11 protein-coding genes are annotated in these 15356 nt (G+C 59.8%); 6 read left to right on the top strand and 5 right to left on the bottom strand.

What is annotated here, in order from left to right; genetic code table 11:
- Nucleotides 1–116 precede the first annotated feature (116 nt).
- The 3 genes from M2497_RS27495 to yjiA all read left to right on the top strand — a co-directional run bounded on the left by M2497_RS27495 (nucleotide 117) and on the right by yjiA (nucleotide 3491).
- Nucleotides 117–2183, top strand: a complete 2067-nt coding sequence (locus tag M2497_RS27495; protein WP_248484678.1) for a carbon starvation CstA family protein — start codon at nucleotides 117–119, stop codon at nucleotides 2181–2183.
- Nucleotides 2184–2198: 15 nt separating this feature from the next.
- On the top strand, nucleotides 2199–2396 hold the full coding sequence (locus tag M2497_RS27490; RefSeq protein WP_003194308.1) for a YbdD/YjiX family protein: 198 nt from the start codon (nucleotides 2199–2201) through the stop codon (nucleotides 2394–2396).
- 135 nt (nucleotides 2397–2531) lie between these two features.
- Nucleotides 2532–3491, top strand: a complete 960-nt coding sequence (yjiA, locus tag M2497_RS27485; RefSeq protein WP_248484676.1) for a GTPase — start codon at nucleotides 2532–2534, stop codon at nucleotides 3489–3491.
- Between the two features lie 183 nt (nucleotides 3492–3674).
- Here the strand turns inward: yjiA and glyA are convergent, their stop codons facing one another.
- Both glyA and M2497_RS27475 read right to left on the bottom strand, forming a co-directional pair.
- Nucleotides 3675–4928 (bottom strand): serine hydroxymethyltransferase, encoded by a 1254-nt coding sequence (gene glyA / locus M2497_RS27480; protein WP_058427701.1) that lies wholly within the window; start codon nucleotides 4926–4928, stop codon nucleotides 3675–3677.
- A 178-nt stretch (nucleotides 4929–5106) separates the two neighbouring features.
- Nucleotides 5107–8958, bottom strand: a complete 3852-nt coding sequence (locus M2497_RS27475) for a bifunctional diguanylate cyclase/phosphodiesterase (protein ID WP_282579040.1) — start codon at nucleotides 8956–8958, stop codon at nucleotides 5107–5109.
- A 287-nt stretch (nucleotides 8959–9245) separates the two neighbouring features.
- On the opposite strand from M2497_RS27475, the gene ettA reads away from it, so the two are divergent.
- Entirely contained in the window at nucleotides 9246–10910 is a 1665-nt protein-coding gene (gene ettA / locus M2497_RS27470; protein WP_024077495.1) for an energy-dependent translational throttle protein EttA, read from the top strand.
- Between the two features lie 269 nt (nucleotides 10911–11179).
- Entirely contained in the window at nucleotides 11180–12517 is a 1338-nt protein-coding gene (gdhA, locus tag M2497_RS27465; protein WP_248484674.1) for an NADP-specific glutamate dehydrogenase, read from the top strand.
- Here gdhA and M2497_RS27460 read toward each other — a convergent pair.
- Together M2497_RS27460 and M2497_RS27455 are read right to left on the bottom strand one after the other, a co-directional pair.
- Nucleotides 12514–13002, bottom strand: a complete 489-nt coding sequence (locus M2497_RS27460) for a GreA/GreB family elongation factor (RefSeq protein ID WP_248484672.1) — start codon at nucleotides 13000–13002, stop codon at nucleotides 12514–12516. The two genes, gdhA and M2497_RS27460, sit on opposite strands and share 4 nt — an antisense overlap.
- A gap of 96 nt (nucleotides 13003–13098) precedes the next feature.
- Nucleotides 13099–13455: a hypothetical protein gene (locus tag M2497_RS27455; protein WP_058427696.1), complete on the bottom strand. Its 357-nt coding sequence runs from the start codon at nucleotides 13453–13455 to the stop codon at nucleotides 13099–13101.
- Nucleotides 13456–13882: 427 nt separating this feature from the next.
- Here M2497_RS27455 and M2497_RS27450 point away from each other — a divergent pair, with 427 nt between their 5' ends.
- Nucleotides 13883–14173, top strand: coding sequence for a DUF3077 domain-containing protein (locus M2497_RS27450; protein WP_058427695.1), 291 nt, complete (start codon nucleotides 13883–13885; stop codon nucleotides 14171–14173).
- Between the two features lie 83 nt (nucleotides 14174–14256).
- On the opposite strand, the gene M2497_RS27445 is transcribed toward M2497_RS27450, so the two are convergent.
- The gene (locus tag M2497_RS27445; RefSeq protein WP_248484670.1) at nucleotides 14257–15342 is read right to left on the bottom strand and encodes a type I restriction endonuclease; all 1086 of its coding nucleotides are present in this window, start codon (nucleotides 15340–15342) and stop codon (nucleotides 14257–14259) included.
- Nucleotides 15343–15356 lie beyond the last annotated feature (14 nt).

Here is a 15356-nt window from a genome sequence, read left to right as displayed (position 1 = left end):
TCTGCTTTTTTTGTCCGCAGAAGGCTCTAGACCAACGTAGGGGGGTGGCCTTTAAGTCCAGTAGCGCTAAACTCCGGATGGCTGTCCTTTCTGTCCACCCTGGCTGGAATACAAAAATGAAAAATAATAATAGCCTGCTACGCCACCTACCCTGGCTGGTGCTGGCAATCGTAGGAGCGTGCGCCCTGGGCGTAGTGGCCTTGCGCCGCGGCGAGGCGATCAACGCCTTGTGGATTGTGGTCGCTGCTGTGGCCATCTATCTGGTTGCGTACCGCTACTACAGTCTGTTCATCGCTAATAATGTGATGCAGCTCGATCCACGGCGGGCCACCCCCGCAGTGCTCAACAACGATGGTCTGGACTATGTGCCGACCAACAAACACATCCTGTTCGGTCACCACTTTGCGGCGATTGCCGGTGCAGGCCCGCTGGTCGGCCCGGTACTGGCGGCGCAAATGGGTTATCTGCCCGGCACGCTCTGGCTGATTGCCGGCGTGGTGCTGGCCGGTGCGGTGCAGGACTTCATGGTCCTGTTCCTGTCCACCCGTCGCAATGGCCGTTCCCTGGGGGACATGGTTCGCGAAGAGATGGGCCGCATCCCGGGGACCATCGCGCTGTTCGGCTGCTTCCTGATCATGATCATCATCCTCGCGGTGCTGGCGCTGATCGTGGTCAAGGCCCTGGCCGAGAGCCCATGGGGCATCTTCACGGTGATGGCGACCATCCCGATCGCGATGTTCATGGGCATCTACATGCGCTACATCCGCCCGGGCCGCATCGGTGAAATTTCGATCATCGGCGTGCTGTTGCTGCTGGGTTCGATCTGGCTGGGCGGGCAGATTGCCGCTGATCCGGTCTGGGCCAAAGCGTTCACCTTCACCGGCATTCAAATTACCTGGATGCTGATCGGCTACGGTTTCGTCGCCGCCGTCCTGCCGGTGTGGCTGATCCTGGCACCGCGTGACTACCTCTCCACTTTCCTGAAAATCGGCACCATCATCGCCCTGGCGATCGGCATCCTGGTCACCATGCCCGAGCTGAAAATGCCGGCCCTGACCCAGTTCATCGACGGCACCGGCCCGGTGTGGAAGGGCGGCCTGTTCCCGTTCCTGTTCATTACCATCGCCTGTGGCGCGGTCTCGGGTTTCCACGCGCTGATCTCTTCGGGCACCACGCCCAAGCTGCTGGATAACGAAACCAACGCCCGTTATATCGGTTACGGCGGCATGTTGATGGAGTCGTTCGTGGCCATCATGGCGATGGTTGCCGCTTCGGTGATCGAACCGGGCGTGTATTTCGCCATGAACAGCCCGGCCGCCGTGGTCGGTGGTGATGTGGTTGCCGTGGCGCAAACCGTCAGCAGCTGGGGTTTTTCGATCACGCCTGAGGCGCTGCAAGCCGTGGCCCATGACATCGGCGAAACCACCATCCTGGCGCGTGCCGGCGGCGCACCGACCTTGGCGGTGGGTATCGCACAGATCCTGCACAGCGTACTGCCGGGTGAAAACACCATGGCGTTCTGGTACCACTTTGCGATCCTGTTTGAAGCGCTGTTCATCCTGACGGCGGTGGATGCGGGCACCCGTGCCGGTCGTTTCATGCTGCAGGACCTGCTGGGCTCTTTCGTGCCGGCGCTGAAACGCACCGAGTCGTGGACCGCCAACCTCATTGCAACCGCCGGTTGCGTGGCGATGTGGGGTTACCTGCTGTACCAGGGCGTGATCGACCCACTGGGTGGTATCAACACCTTGTGGCCGCTGTTCGGTATCTCCAACCAGATGCTGGCGGGTATCGCGCTGATGCTGGCTACCGTTGTGCTGATCAAAATGAAGCGCCAACGCTACATCTGGGTGACCATGCTGCCGGCCGTCTGGCTGCTGATCTGCACCACCACCGCGGGCTTCATCAAGCTGTTCGACGCCAACCCGGCGATCGGCTTCCTGTCGCTGGCGAAGAAATACAGCGATGCATTGGCCAACGGCCAGATCCTGGCCCCGGCCAAGAGCATCGACCAGATGCAGCACGTGATCTACAACGCCTACACCAACGCAACGCTGACGGCGCTGTTCCTGTTCGTGGTGTTCAGCATCCTGTTCTATGCGCTCAAGGTTGGCGTCGCCGCCTGGGGCAACAAAGAACGTACGGATAAAGAAGCCCCGTTCCAGGCCGTACCGGACGCGTAATCGAGGGTTGCAACCATGTTCAATGACATCAGTCGCCTCGGTAAATACCTCGGTCAGGCCGCGCGCCTGATGGTCGGCATGCCCGACTACGACACCTACGTCGAGCATATGCAAACCAAACACCCGGACAAGCCGGTGATGGACTACAAGGCGTTCTTCCGGGAACGCCAGGAAGCCCGTTACGGCGGCAAGGGTGGGCCCAAGTGCTGTTGAGTTAACGCAACTCCCCTGTGGGAGGGGGCTTGCCCCCGATAGCGGTGTGTCAGTGACAGATAAGCGCCTGACACGCTGCTATCGGGGGCAAGCCCCCTCCCACATTTGTTTCTGTGTTCCTTCAAGGAGAATATTTTGTCCTCTCCCATCCCGGTCACCGTCCTCAGCGGCTTCCTCGGCGCCGGCAAGACCACCTTGCTGCGCCACCTGCTCAGAGCCGAGCACGGCCTGAAAATCGCCGTGATCGAAAACGAATTCAGCGACGCCGGTATCGACACCCAGCTGTTGGGCGCAGAGCCGGTGCAAGTCATGACCCTGTCCAACGGCTGCGTGTGCTGCACCATCCACACCGACCTGACCAAAGCCCTGTACCTGCTGCTCGAGCGCCTGGACAGCGGCGAGATCGCCTTCGACCGCCTGGTGATCGAGTGCACCGGCCTGGCCGACCCGGCGCCGGTGGCCCAGACCTTTTTCATCGACGAGGAATTGCGTGAGCGCTACATCCTCGACGGCATCATCACCCTGGTGGACGCGGCCCACGCCGAGCACCACCTGACCCAGACCATCGCCCAGGCCCAGATCGGCTTTGCCGACCGCCTGCTGGTGAGCAAGCGCGACCTGGTGGACGACGCCACCTTCGACGCACTCAGCGAACGCCTGACCCGCATCAACCGCCGTGCGCCGATTCGCGTGGTCGAGCACGGCAAGATTGATTTGGCCGAACTGCTCGATGTGCGCGGCTTCAACCTCAACGCGGGCATGAGCCTGCGCCCGGTGCGCGCCGCGCCGTCCATCGACCGTATCTCCAGCCTGGTGCTGCGCACCGACCAGCCGCTGGATATCGACCGACTCAGTGAGTTCATGAACGAACTGCTGGAAGACCACGGCAAGCAACTGCTGCGCTACAAGGGCGTGCTGAACATTGCCGGGGAAGACCGGCGCATGGTGTTTCAGGGCGTGCTGAAACTCTACGGTTTCGATTGGGATACCGAATGGGCCGAAGGCGAGGTGCGAGAGAGTGTGATCGTGTTCATTGCCGATGAGTTGCCCGAAGACAAAATTCGCGAAGGTTTTGCCAAGGTCTACCAACCCTGACTTGAAACACAATCAAATGTGGGAGGGGGCTTGCCCCCGATGAGGGTGTGTCAGTAGATAACTCTGTGACTGACACACTGCTATCGGGGGCAAGCCCCCTCCCACAATTAACTGTATTTCAAACTGGAATTGGCATAAAAAAGCCCGGCTCTTCAGCCGGGCTTCTTATTCAAGCAACTGCAATCAAGCGCCGTACACCGGCAGCTTCTTGCAGATGGCCTTGACCTTCTCACGTACCGCGTCGATCACGGCTTCGTTGTTCAGGTCTGCCAGGATGTCGCAGATCCAGCCAGCCAGTTCCTTGCACTCTGCTTCCTTGAAGCCGCGAGTGGTCACAGCCGGGGTGCCGAAGCGCAGGCCGGAGGTGACGAACGGCGAACGTGGGTCGTTCGGCACGGAGTTCTTGTTCACGGTGATGAAGGCTTTGCCCAGGGCAGCGTCAGCATCTTTACCGGAAATGTCCTGCTTGATCAGCGACAGCAGGAACAGGTGGTTCTCGGTACCGCCAGACACTACGTCAAAGCCGCGCTCGATGAACACGCTGGCCATGGCCTGGGCGTTCTTGACCACTTGTTGCTGGTAGGTCTTGAACTCAGGCTGCAGTGCTTCCTTGAAGCAGATCGCTTTGGCGGCGATTACGTGCTCCAGCGGGCCACCCTGGGCGCCTGGGAAGACAGCGGAGTTCAGCTTCTTCTCGATGTCGGCGTTGGCGCGAGCCAGGATCAGGCCGCCACGTGGACCGCGCAGGGTCTTGTGGGTGGTGGTGGTCACGACGTCAGCGAAAGGCACCGGGTTCGGGTAGACGCCAGCGGCGACCAGACCGGCCACGTGGGCCATGTCGACGAACAGGTACGCACCGACCTTGTCAGCGATGGCGCGGAAGCGTGGGAAGTCCAGGATCTGCGAGTAGGCAGAGAAACCGGCCACGATCATTTTTGGCTTGTGTTCAACCGCCAGGCGCTCGACTTCGTCGTAGTCGATCAGGCCGTTGGCATCGATACCGTATTGAACGGCGTTGTACAGCTTGCCGGAGGAGGAAACGCTGGCGCCGTGGGTCAGGTGACCGCCGTGGGCCAGGCTCATGCCCAGGATGGTGTCGCCGCCTTGCAGCAGGGCCAGGTATACGGCGCTGTTGGCTTGGGAGCCGGCGTGTGGCTGGACGTTGGCGTAGTCGGCGCCGAACAGTTCTTTTGCACGGTCGATGGCCAGTTGCTCAACCACGTCGACGTACTCGCAACCACCGTAGTAGCGCTTGCCTGGGTAGCCTTCGGCGTACTTGTTGGTCAGAACCGAGCCTTGAGCCTCCATCACCGCAGGGCTGGTGTAGTTTTCCGAAGCGATCAGCTCAATGTGCTCTTCCTGGCGCACGGCTTCTTGCTCCATGGCGGCGAAGAGATCGGCGTCGTACTTGGCAATAGTCAAATCACGGCTGAACATGGCGGTCCTCAAGGATCGGGGGCAGAAAAGGAGGGCATTCTAACCCAATGGGTTTTAGATGGCATATGAAAGGACATCATGTCGCGGACAAGTGGGGCTCATCTGGGGATAGGCGGTGGCTGCGAGTGCCTGATCGGGGGCTTGCCCCCGATGAGGCCAGTGGCCTCACCGCAAAACTTCAGTCGAACATGAACAGCGCATCATTGCTGAACTGCGCCTCGAACCGGTTCGCCGGCATCGGCCGTCCAAACAGATACCCCTGCACTTCATCACAGCCATGCTCACGCAGGAAATCCAGCTGCTCATGGGTTTCCACACCCTCGGCGATTACCGCCAGGTTCAGGCTGTGTGCCATGGCGATAATGGCGCGGGCGATCTGCGCGTCCTGTTCGCCAGAAGGCAGGCCGTCGACGAAGGTACGGTCGATCTTCAACACATCGATGGGGAATTGCTTGAGGTAGTTGAGCGAGGAGTAACCGGTGCCGAAGTCGTCGACCGCAATGCTCAGGCCCAGGTTTTTCAAGCTGTCGAGGATCTGCATGGCCTCGTTGACCTCACGCATCAGGATACTTTCGGTCAACTCCAACTCCAGGCACGCCGGCGGTAGGCCGGTGTCCTTGAGGATGGTGGCGATGCGCGTACCCAACTGGCCGTCGGAGAATTGCCGAGCCGAGATGTTCACCGAGACTTTCGGCACCCGCACCTTGTTCTGGTGCCAGGTCTTGAGCTGACGACAGGCCTCACTGATCACCCAGTCGCCCACATCCACCACCAGGCCCAACTCTTCCAGCACCGGGATGAAGTCTCCCGGCGGCACCAGGCCGCGGCGCGGATGACGCCAGCGCAGCAGGGCTTCGGCGCCGGTCAGGCGTTTGCCGTCGCCGCTGAACTGCGGTTGGTAATAGAGTACGAATTCGTTCTGGTCCAGCGCATGGCGCAAATCGCTTTCCAGCTCCAAGCGTTCCAGGGCGCTGGCGTTCATGTCGGCCTGGTAGAACTGGAAGTTGTTCTTGCCGCGTTCCTTGGCGTGATACATCGCCGTGTCAGCGTTTTTCATCAACTGGCTCAGTTCGTTGCCGTCCTGCGGGCTCAGGGCGATACCGATACTGGCGGTTACGAAGAACTCACGGCCCTCCAGCACGAAGGGTTTCACCAGGCTGGCGAGGATCTGCTCGGCCACATGAATCGCGCGGTTGAGTGCCATGTCACGGTTGACCCGTGGTTGCAGGAGCAAGGTGAACTCGTCGCCGCCCATGCGCGCCACGGTGTCGTCTTCGGCGACGCAGCCCAGCAGGCGCGTGGCCATTTCCTTGAGCATGCGGTCGCCGGCGGCGTGGCCCAGGGAGTCGTTGATCGGCTTGAAGCGGTCGAGGTCGAGAAACATCAGCACCACCCACGACTTCTGTCGTTCCGCCGATTGCAGCGCGGTGTGCAGGCGGTCCTGGAACAGCGTGCGGTTGGGCAGGTGGGTCAGGGCGTCGTAGTAGGCCAGGCGGTGGATACGCTGCTCGCTGGCTTTGCGCTCGCTGATATCACTGAAGAAGCACACGTAACTGGCCAGGTCGCCTTCATCGTCGAACACGGCGGTAATGCCGACCCACGCCGGGTAATGCTCGCCATTGCGACGCTTGAGCCACACTTCGCCTTCCCAGGTGCTGTGCTGGTGCAACTGCTTGAGCACATAGCGCAGGTGGGCTTCCTGTTGTTCATCGACGGTGAGCATGTTCGGCAACTGGTCGAGCACATCGCTGACCGCATAGCCGCTGACCCGGCTGAACGCCTCGTTGGCCTGCACGATATAGCCGGCGGGGTCGGTGATCAGGATCGCTGAGGTTGAGTGCTCGAAGACCGTGGCCGCCATGCGCAGGTCTTTCTCGGCGCGGCGTTGCTGGCTGATATCGCGGCCCACCCCGAGGATGCCCTCGAAGGCGCCGTGCTCGTCCCACACCAGCACCAGGCGCAGTTCGATCGGCACCTTGCGACCGTCGGCGCGCAGGCAGTCGAACAGGAACAGCTGGGTCTGGATCTCATCACGCAGCCTGTTCAGTGCCTCGGGGTCGCCCAGCGCGCGGCTGACCTGTTCCATCAGGCTGTAAATGCCGGTCAGTTGCTGCGGGTTGGCGATGATTGACTGCCAGCCGTTCTTGAACACCCAGTCCACGTCATAGCCGAGCACGGCGTTGACTGACGGGCTGATGTAGTTGAGGGCCAACTGGCTGTCGGTGGAGCAGATCACGTCGCTGATGCTTTCGGCCAGCATGCGGTAGCGCTGTTCGCTGTCGCGCAGGGATTCGCTGGCTTCGATCTGGTCGGTGATGTCCTTGGCCACGCCGATGATGCGGGTGATTTGCGCAGTCTTGTCCCGCGCCAGGGCCTGTTCGCGAATATCGAAGCGCCGCCAGTCGTTATTGCGGTGACGGAAACGCAGTTGGCATTGCAGTTGGGTGGTGTAGCCGACCTGGCGCTGTTGCTGGCGCAAGTCGTGGTAATGCTCGGCGTCTTCGGGGTGCAGCAGGATTTCCCAGAAGTACTCGCCCATTTGCTGCAATTCGGCCTTGTTATAGCCGAGGGCGTGGCCCAGATGGTGGTTGCTGAAAATCATGCGCTGGCTGATCACATCCTGCACATACAGGTGGTCGGGCACGGTGCGCACCACGTCCGACCAGAAACTCTCGCGTTCCACCAGCGACAGTTCGATCAGCTTGCGGCTGGTGATATCGCTGATGCTGAGGATCACCGCCTTGAAATCGTCCTGCTGCTCGGGCAGGCGCATCACTAGCCACAGGTATTGCTCGTTGCCGACCACGTCCTTGAGCTGGATTTCCAGCTCCAACTGGCTTTGTTGGGTCAGGACGGCTTCGAGAATCTGGTAACCGATGGACGTAGCGTTGCGTGGGCAGTCATCGATCAGGCGCTCCCAGGCCTGCTCGCAGGAACCCACATTCAGCAGGCTGACCGCCACCTGGTTGACCTCGGTGACGCGCAGTTCCTTGAGCAGTTGCTGGCGCTCGCCAGGGTTGTCCTGCAGCCAGGCGTGCAGTTGCTCGCGGGTTTCCAGCCGAGTCTTGTCGAAGAACGCATTCAGCCCCGACAGGTCCAGCACGCAGAGGGCCACGCCGGTGCCTTCGAAAATATCCTGGTAGCGCCGCCGCCCCTCATGCACCTGGCGCTGACGGCGGCGCATGTTGAGCAGCACGATCACCGGGATCAACGAGAACGCCAGGCCCAGCAGGCATTTACCGATGAAGGCCGGCAGCAGTTGCTCCAGCACGGCGCTGCGGTCGAACAGCCCGCGCAATTGCCAGTCGCTTTTGCTCAGGGGGGTGACCAGCACGCTTTTGTTCAATTCGTCCGGGGTCAGCGCCGAGGTCCACTGCGCCGGCATGCCGCTGTCACGGCTGACCACGCGATGGTTGATGCGGTTCTCGATGGCCCACATCGGGCGCTGGCCCTGGCCGTCCTGGCGGGTGAGGTTGGTCAGGTAGTTGGGGGCCAGGCGCAGCGCCCAATACATCCGTGAGCCGCCACTGGGCTGATGCAACAGTAGATAGATGAGGGTGCCGTCGTTGCTGTTGCTCAGGTAATAAGACTGGCCGTGGCTGCGTTGCACCAGTTCTTCGAGCCAGGCGCTGTCCTGGCTGTCGCTGGCACTGTCGCTGATCATCGCGCCGCTGGGGGCAAGCAGGGCGATGCTGCGCAGTTCCGGCAGCGAACGTTGCAAGGTCCGCATCAAGGCTTGTTGCTGTTCGCTGTCACGCGGTGGCTCGACCATCGGCAGCAGGTTCAGGGCAATCTTTGCGCTGAGGGCCATGTTCAGGCTGATCTGTTCAGCCAGGTCGGCGCTGTAGTCGATGGTGTATTGCTGCTGGTTCTTCTGGTTTTGCTGCAACTGGTCCAGCAGTTGCCAGAACAATAACGCGAGCAGCATAAGGACAAGCGTCGCCAATGCGCCTTTGAGGGTGCCGTGCAGGGGCGCTCCCGGCGCTATATGAGCGGCGCGCAGGGGAGTTGGCGGCGTGACTTTGGACAAGCTGTGATCCTGCGGTTTGGCTGGACTGGCGCGCGACGTGCACTATAAGCCGGACGCCCGGAGGGCGGCTAGCATGCCTTGACTTGTGGCAAAGTGCCAGCCCTTGCCTGGCTGGACTGACCAAGCGCATTCAGGTAGCTTTGCCGGTTACGCGGGGGCGTTCCAGCCCCAGATATTCAGGCTTTATACCGCACGCTGGCATTGATGATAGTCAACGGCCCGCGCCGCGCATGGCCTGGCACGGGCTTCGCCCGCTCAATTCATCAGTCACTGACGCTAGGTTCACCATGGCTCAATACGTCTTCACCATGCATCGGCTGGGCAAAGTTGTCCCCCCGAAGCGGGAAATCCTGAAAAACATTTCGTTGTCCTTTTTCCCCGGCGCCAAGATCGGCGTACTCGGCCTCAACGGTTCGGGTAAATCCACGCTGCTGAAAATCATGGCCGGCGTCGACACCGAGTTCGAAGGCGAAGCCCGCCCGATGCCAGACCTGAACATCGGCTACCTGCCGCAAGAGCCGATCCTGGATCCGACCAAGACCGTGCGTGAAGTGGTCGAAGAAGCCGTCAGCGTGATCAAGGACGCCCAGGCGCGCCTGGACGAGGTCTACGCCGCCTACGCCGAACCGGATGCCGACTTCGACAAACTGGCCGCCGAGCAGGCCAAGCTCGAAGCGATCCTGCAGGCCGGCGACGGTCATAACCTGGAGCGCCAGCTGGAAGTCGCCGCCGACGCGCTGCGCCTGCCGGCGTGGGACGCCAAGGTCGAACACCTGTCCGGTGGTGAGAAGCGCCGCGTGGCCCTGTGCCGCCTGCTGCTGTCGGCCCCCGACATGCTGCTGCTCGACGAACCGACCAACCACTTGGACGCCGATTCCGTCGCCTGGCTGGAACACTTCCTTCACGATTTCCCGGGCACCGTGGTTGCGATCACGCACGACCGCTACTTCCTGGACAACGTCGCCGGCTGGATCCTCGAACTCGACCGTGGCGCCGGTATCCCTTACGAGGGCAACTACTCCGGTTGGCTGGAAGCCAAGTCCGACCGTCTGGCCGCCGAATCCAAGCAGCAATCGGCCCACGAAAAGGCCATGAAGGAAGAACTGGAGTGGGTGCGCAAAGGCGCCAAGGCCCGCCAGTCCAAGTCCAAGGCCCGTCTGCAACGCTTTGAAGAAATGCAATCGCAGGAATTCCAGAAGCGTTCGGAAACCAACGAAATCTACATCCCGGCCGGTCCGCGCCTGGGTGACAAGGTCATCGAGTTCAAGAACGTTTCCAAAGGCTATGGCGACCGCGTGCTGATCGACAACCTGTCGTTCTCCATGCCAAAAGGCGCGATCGTCGGCGTAATCGGCGGTAACGGTGCGGGTAAATCCACGCTGTTCCGCATGCTGATGGGCAAGGAAACCCCGGATTCGGGCACCATCGAAGTTGGCGAAACCGTGCAGTTGGCCTGCGTGGACCAGAGCCGTGAAGACCTCGACGGCAGCAAGACCGTGTTCCAGCAGATTTCCGACGGCTCCGACCAGATCCGCATCGGCAACTATGAAATCCCGTCGCGTACCTATGTCGGTCGCTTCAACTTCAAGGGCGGCGACCAGCAGAAGTTCGTCAAGGACCTGTCCGGTGGTGAGCGCGGTCGCTTGCACCTGGCCCTGACCCTGAAAGAGGGCGGCAACGTCCTGCTGCTCGACGAACCGTCCAACGACCTCGACGTTGAAACCCTGCGTTCCCTGGAAGAAGCCCTGCTGGACTTCCCGGGCGCCGCCATTGTGATCTCTCACGATCGGTGGTTCCTTGACCGCGTCGCGACCCACATCCTGGCGTACGAAGACGACTCGCAAGCGGTGTTCTTCGAAGGTAACTACACCGAGTACGAAGCGGACCGTAAGAAGCGCCTGGGCGAAGCAGCTGCCCAACCGCACCGTGTACGGCACAAAAAACTGGCCTGATCCGGGCTGGTGGTTTGAAAGAGCGGAGCCTTCGGGCTCCGTTTTTTTTGCTTTCAAATGTGGGAGGGGGCTTGCCCCCGATAGCTGTGTGACTATTGGTGCGTCGCTTGAGCTGAAATCCCTGTTTAAGGGCAGAAATGGCCTGTGATTTACATCTAATGCACCATTTAAATTCACAAAGGCGACATTTTGCCCTGTCGCGGTGCGACATGAATTGTTAAAGTCCGGCCCAATCTCATTTAAAAACAATCAATTTGCCGAGACTTTTCATGATCGAATCCGTCGAATCCTTCCTTGCCCGTCTCAAGAAACGCGACCCTGACCAGCCGGAATTCCACCAGGCTGTAGAAGAGGTCCTACGCAGCCTGTGGCCGTTTCTCGAAGCCAACCCCCACTACCTGACCTCGGGCATCCTGGAGCGCATCTGCGAGCCGGAACGCGCGATTACCTTCCGGGTGTCGTGGGTGGATGATCACGGCAAGGTCCAGGTCAATCGCGGTTTCCGTATCCAGATGAACAGCGCCATCGGCCCGTACAAAGGCGGCCTGCGCTTCCACCCGTCGGTCAACCTGGGCGTGCTGAAATTCCTCGCCTTTGAGCAGACCTTCAAGAATTCCCTGACGTCGCTGCCCATGGGCGGCGGCAAAGGCGGCTCGGACTTTGATCCAAAAGGTAAGAGCGACGCCGAAGTCATGCGCTTCTGCCAGGCCTTCATGAGCGAGTTGTATCGCCATATCGGCGCGGATGTGGACGTGCCGGCCGGTGACATCGGCGTTGGCGCCCGTGAGATCGGCTTCCTGTTCGGCCAGTACAAGCGCCTGAGTAACCAGTTCACCTCGGTGCTGACCGGCAAGGGCATGACCTACGGCGGCAGCCTGATTCGCCCGGAAGCCACCGGTTTTGGCTGCGTATACTTCGCCGAAGAAATGCTCAAGCGCAACAACCAGCGGGTTGAAGGCAAGCGCGTGGCGGTGTCCGGTTCCGGCAACGTGGCGCAATATGCGGCGCGCAAGGTCATGGACCTGGGCGGCAAGGTGATTTCCCTGTCCGATTCCGAAGGCACCCTGTACGCCGAAAGCGGTTTGACCGAGGAACAATGGTCGGCCCTGTTGGAGCTGAAAAACGTGCAGCGCGGGCGCATCAGCGAACTGGCTTCGCGTTACGGCCTGGAGTTCCGCGCCGGTAAAACCCCTTGGGAACTGGCCTGCGATATCGCACTGCCCTGTGCGACCCAGAACGAACTCGATGCCGAGGCCGCCCGTACTCTACTGCGCAACGGCTGCCTCTGCGTGGCCGAAGGCGCCAATATGCCGACCACCTTGGAGGCTGTGGATCTCTTTATCGAGGCCGGCATCCTGTTCGCCCCGGGCAAGGCGTCCAATGCCGGTGGCGTGGCCGTGAGTGGCCTGGAAATGTCACAGAACGCCATGCGCCTGCTGTGGAGCGCCGGTGAAGTGGACAGCAAGCTGCACAACATCATGCAGTCGATCCACCATGCCTGCGTGCACTACGGCGAAGAAAACGGCCGCATCAACTACGTCAAAGGCGCGAACATCGCGGGCTTCGTCAAAGTTGCCGACGCCATGCTGGCCCAAGGCATCGTCTAAGCCTCGGGCTCGATCCGCAGCACTTCGATCAACTGATCGCCGACGGGGCGTTGCCACAACACCTCGTCGCCGACCTGGGCGCCCAGCAAGGCGCGGCCCAGGGGCGACCCCCAGTTGATCAAGCCGGCGCCGGCGTCGGCCTGGTCTTCACCGACCAACTGAATGCGTTGCTGTTCGTCCTGCTCATTGGCGAAGGTTACCCAGCTGCCGATCTGCACCTTGTCGGTGGACGTTGCGGGCGCCACCACTTGGGCGCTCTGCACCCGCTGGTTGAAGTAGCGCAAATCCCGCTCAAGATCCGCCTGGCGCTGCTTGTCGTCTTTGGCGGACTCCAGGCCGTATTCGTGCTGCAACTGCGCAACCTTGGCCTGCAACTGCGCCAGCCCTTGCGCGGTGAGGCGGTTGGGTTGCTCGCTGACCTGGCGCTCTACCGGCTGGTCGGGCTGGGCGGCGGCGTTGTCCTCGTTTACAAAAGCTCGGCTCATGACGTTCTCCCTCAATGGAGTTTGGGCCATCATCGCCGCGCAATCGTTCCCATGCTCTGCGTGGGAATGCTGCCCTGCACGCTCTGCGTCCGCTACCTACTGCGAACGATAGGCCCTGGCGGCGTCGCGGTCTTTCTCATGCTGCCAGGCGCGTTCGCGGTCGTCCCAGTGATTGTCCTTGTAGTCTCGCAGGTCTTCGTTCTCGCGCATGGCCTTGCACTGGCGAAAACCATCCTCCCAGCCCTCGGCGTATTCACGGTCCTTGAGATAACGCGGCACGTTCTTGCGAAACTCCCCGCTGATCACCCCGGCCGCCTGGCGACCGCTGCTGCAACCGTCATCAAAACCATCGGCAAACGCCGGTGGGTAACCCTTGGCCAACAACTCCTGATGGGTCGACTGGCAACCCGCCAACAACACCACTGCACACAGCATTACCGCAGACCGCCACATGGCGTACCCCCTGGCCGTTTCACGGCTGATAGGGGAAGTCTAGTCAGGGGTTTGTTGGAGCGGTGTGAAAGGATGGTGAGAAAGGTGTTGGGGTAAAGGGCCATCAATGACGATTCCCTTTAAATTGCAGGACGTTTCCTAGAGAATCTCTGGCCTATTGTGCCGTACCGTTTGGATCATTAGCCTCTTCGGGTCGCTGCATATCAGCGGCCGGGTTTAGCGATCCGAGCCTCAAGAGTGGCACCGCTCCCAATAGTATTAGCTGGCATCTGTCAGCTTTTAGCGTTTTATGGCGGCTGTGTGCGGGAGACCTTTGAGTCTACCCGGGGTGCTCTCAGACCCGGATCGCTAACCTGCACACAGCTGCCACCCTCTTCATGTTTAGCGATGTGATCTGGTGGCTCGACTTCATAAGAGAGCAATCATCATGAGCAAAGTCGTCCCTGATCCACCCTTGTCCGCAATCACCACACTCGGCGTCGTCACTTTCGGCGACTACGGCGAAAACGAAAAACCGCTGTTTCGTGTCAATTCCGGCATGCCGATTGAGGAAGCGCTGGAGCACGCCTCCACTTTGCTTTTTTATTCCAAGAAGCTCGCCATGGAAGCCGCAATGGATGTGCGTGGCGAGCAATACGCCTGGGCCGCGCACTATCTGTGTGAGATGGGCAAAGCCGTAGTGGATGACCTGACCCAGGCGATGACATCTGCAACTTAAGAGGTGAATTTGCTTCTGTGGTGAGCGGGGCAAGCCCGCTCACCACAGGGTTATCGACGGCTGAAAATATTCCGGTGCGGCTTTCAGTCGTAATAACCCACGGTTTTTTTCAGTTGATCCGCGTATTCGTAAATCTCATCAATGGATGAAATGGCGTGCCGGGTTTCATTTTTTTCCTCGTCGAATATCCCAAGGTATTTTTGGCTGCGATTGAAGTGAAGACGGCAGATAGGCTTGCGATTGTTGTCGTCCAGTAATATCCCAAAATAGCTCTGGGTATCGCGTTGAACGATTCGTTTGGCATCGACAACGGAGCGTACGACAGCGCGAACGATGTGATAACCCTCCAGTTCCTCAAGCGTCGTCAGGATCTTGTCTTCCGATTCGTCTCGTTCCTGAAGATCCGTATTCGCGCTGTTCGTGACAGTCAATGAAGCTATCGTTGGTTGAATTACGCCGCTCATGGCTGACTTGAGTCGATCATTGATTTGGTCATTCAGAAACTGAGCCAAGGCTTTTCGTGTCAGTTCGAAAAACTGCTCACGGACTTTCTGCGTGATCACGCCTTCGTAAACGCGGGAGGCGAAGAATTTTACGAAGTCGTCTTCCGGCTTGCTGACTTGAGCGCCAATCAGCTTCTTGAGCTGGCTGACATATTTCAGCTCTCCCGCAGCGTTAATGATTGAATCGACGTCGAAGGCTGACTTTGTCAGCTTTATCAACTCCGGTACGGAATACTCATCAATGTCCAGCAGGTCCAGCTCTAGAAATGGCTTTTCGTCCATCTTGTTAGGTGCGTCCAGATCAGTAAAAAACCGATAGACCTGACCGTTGGTGAGAATTGAGATTCTTGCGCTGGTGACATGAAAATACCGAAACAGCTGCGAGGCATGATTGATGCTCAGTGATTCGCCGATTTTTTTGCATTCAATGAGTATCTGAACTTCGCCGTCTTTCATGATGGCGTAGTCGATTTTTTCACCTTTCTTCGTCCCGACATCGCAGACAAACTCAGGCGTCACTTCTTGCGGATCAAACACGTCATAACCCAGCACCGTGTTGATAAACGGCATTACAAAAGCATTCTTGGTCGCTTCTTCTGTTTGAATGGCCGGGCCTTGCAACCGAACCTTGGCGGCCAGACTGGTGAGCTTTTCGAAAAATTCCATAGTAAGCCTCTTAC

The organism is Pseudomonas sp. CYM-20-01, assembly GCF_023169845.1.
GTDB lineage: Bacteria > Pseudomonadota > Gammaproteobacteria > Pseudomonadales > Pseudomonadaceae > Aquipseudomonas > Aquipseudomonas azotoformans.
Note: the sequence above shows the minus strand (reverse complement) of the source record. Positions and strands in the feature narration are given on the sequence as shown.

What these genes read in the sequence shown, in the direction of transcription:
- M2497_RS27490 (WP_003194308.1), top strand. Translation starts at nt 2,199, where the DNA reads ATGTTCAATGACATCAGTCGCCTCGGTAAATACCTCGGTCAGGCCGCG.
- M2497_RS27455 (WP_058427696.1), bottom strand. Translation starts at nt 13,455, where the DNA reads ATGTGGCGGTCTGCGGTAATGCTGTGTGCAGTGGTGTTGTTGGCGGGT.
- M2497_RS27445 (WP_248484670.1), bottom strand. Translation starts at nt 15,342, where the DNA reads ATGGAATTTTTCGAAAAGCTCACCAGTCTGGCCGCCAAGGTTCGGTTG.
- glyA (WP_058427701.1), bottom strand. Translation starts at nt 4,928, where the DNA reads ATGTTCAGCCGTGATTTGACTATTGCCAAGTACGACGCCGATCTCTTC.
- M2497_RS27450 (WP_058427695.1), top strand. Translation starts at nt 13,883, where the DNA reads ATGAGCAAAGTCGTCCCTGATCCACCCTTGTCCGCAATCACCACACTC.
- M2497_RS27460 (WP_248484672.1), bottom strand. Translation starts at nt 13,002, where the DNA reads ATGAGCCGAGCTTTTGTAAACGAGGACAACGCCGCCGCCCAGCCCGAC.
- M2497_RS27495 (WP_248484678.1), top strand. Translation starts at nt 117, where the DNA reads ATGAAAAATAATAATAGCCTGCTACGCCACCTACCCTGGCTGGTGCTG.
- ettA (WP_024077495.1), top strand. Translation starts at nt 9,246, where the DNA reads ATGGCTCAATACGTCTTCACCATGCATCGGCTGGGCAAAGTTGTCCCC.
- gdhA (WP_248484674.1), top strand. Translation starts at nt 11,180, where the DNA reads ATGATCGAATCCGTCGAATCCTTCCTTGCCCGTCTCAAGAAACGCGAC.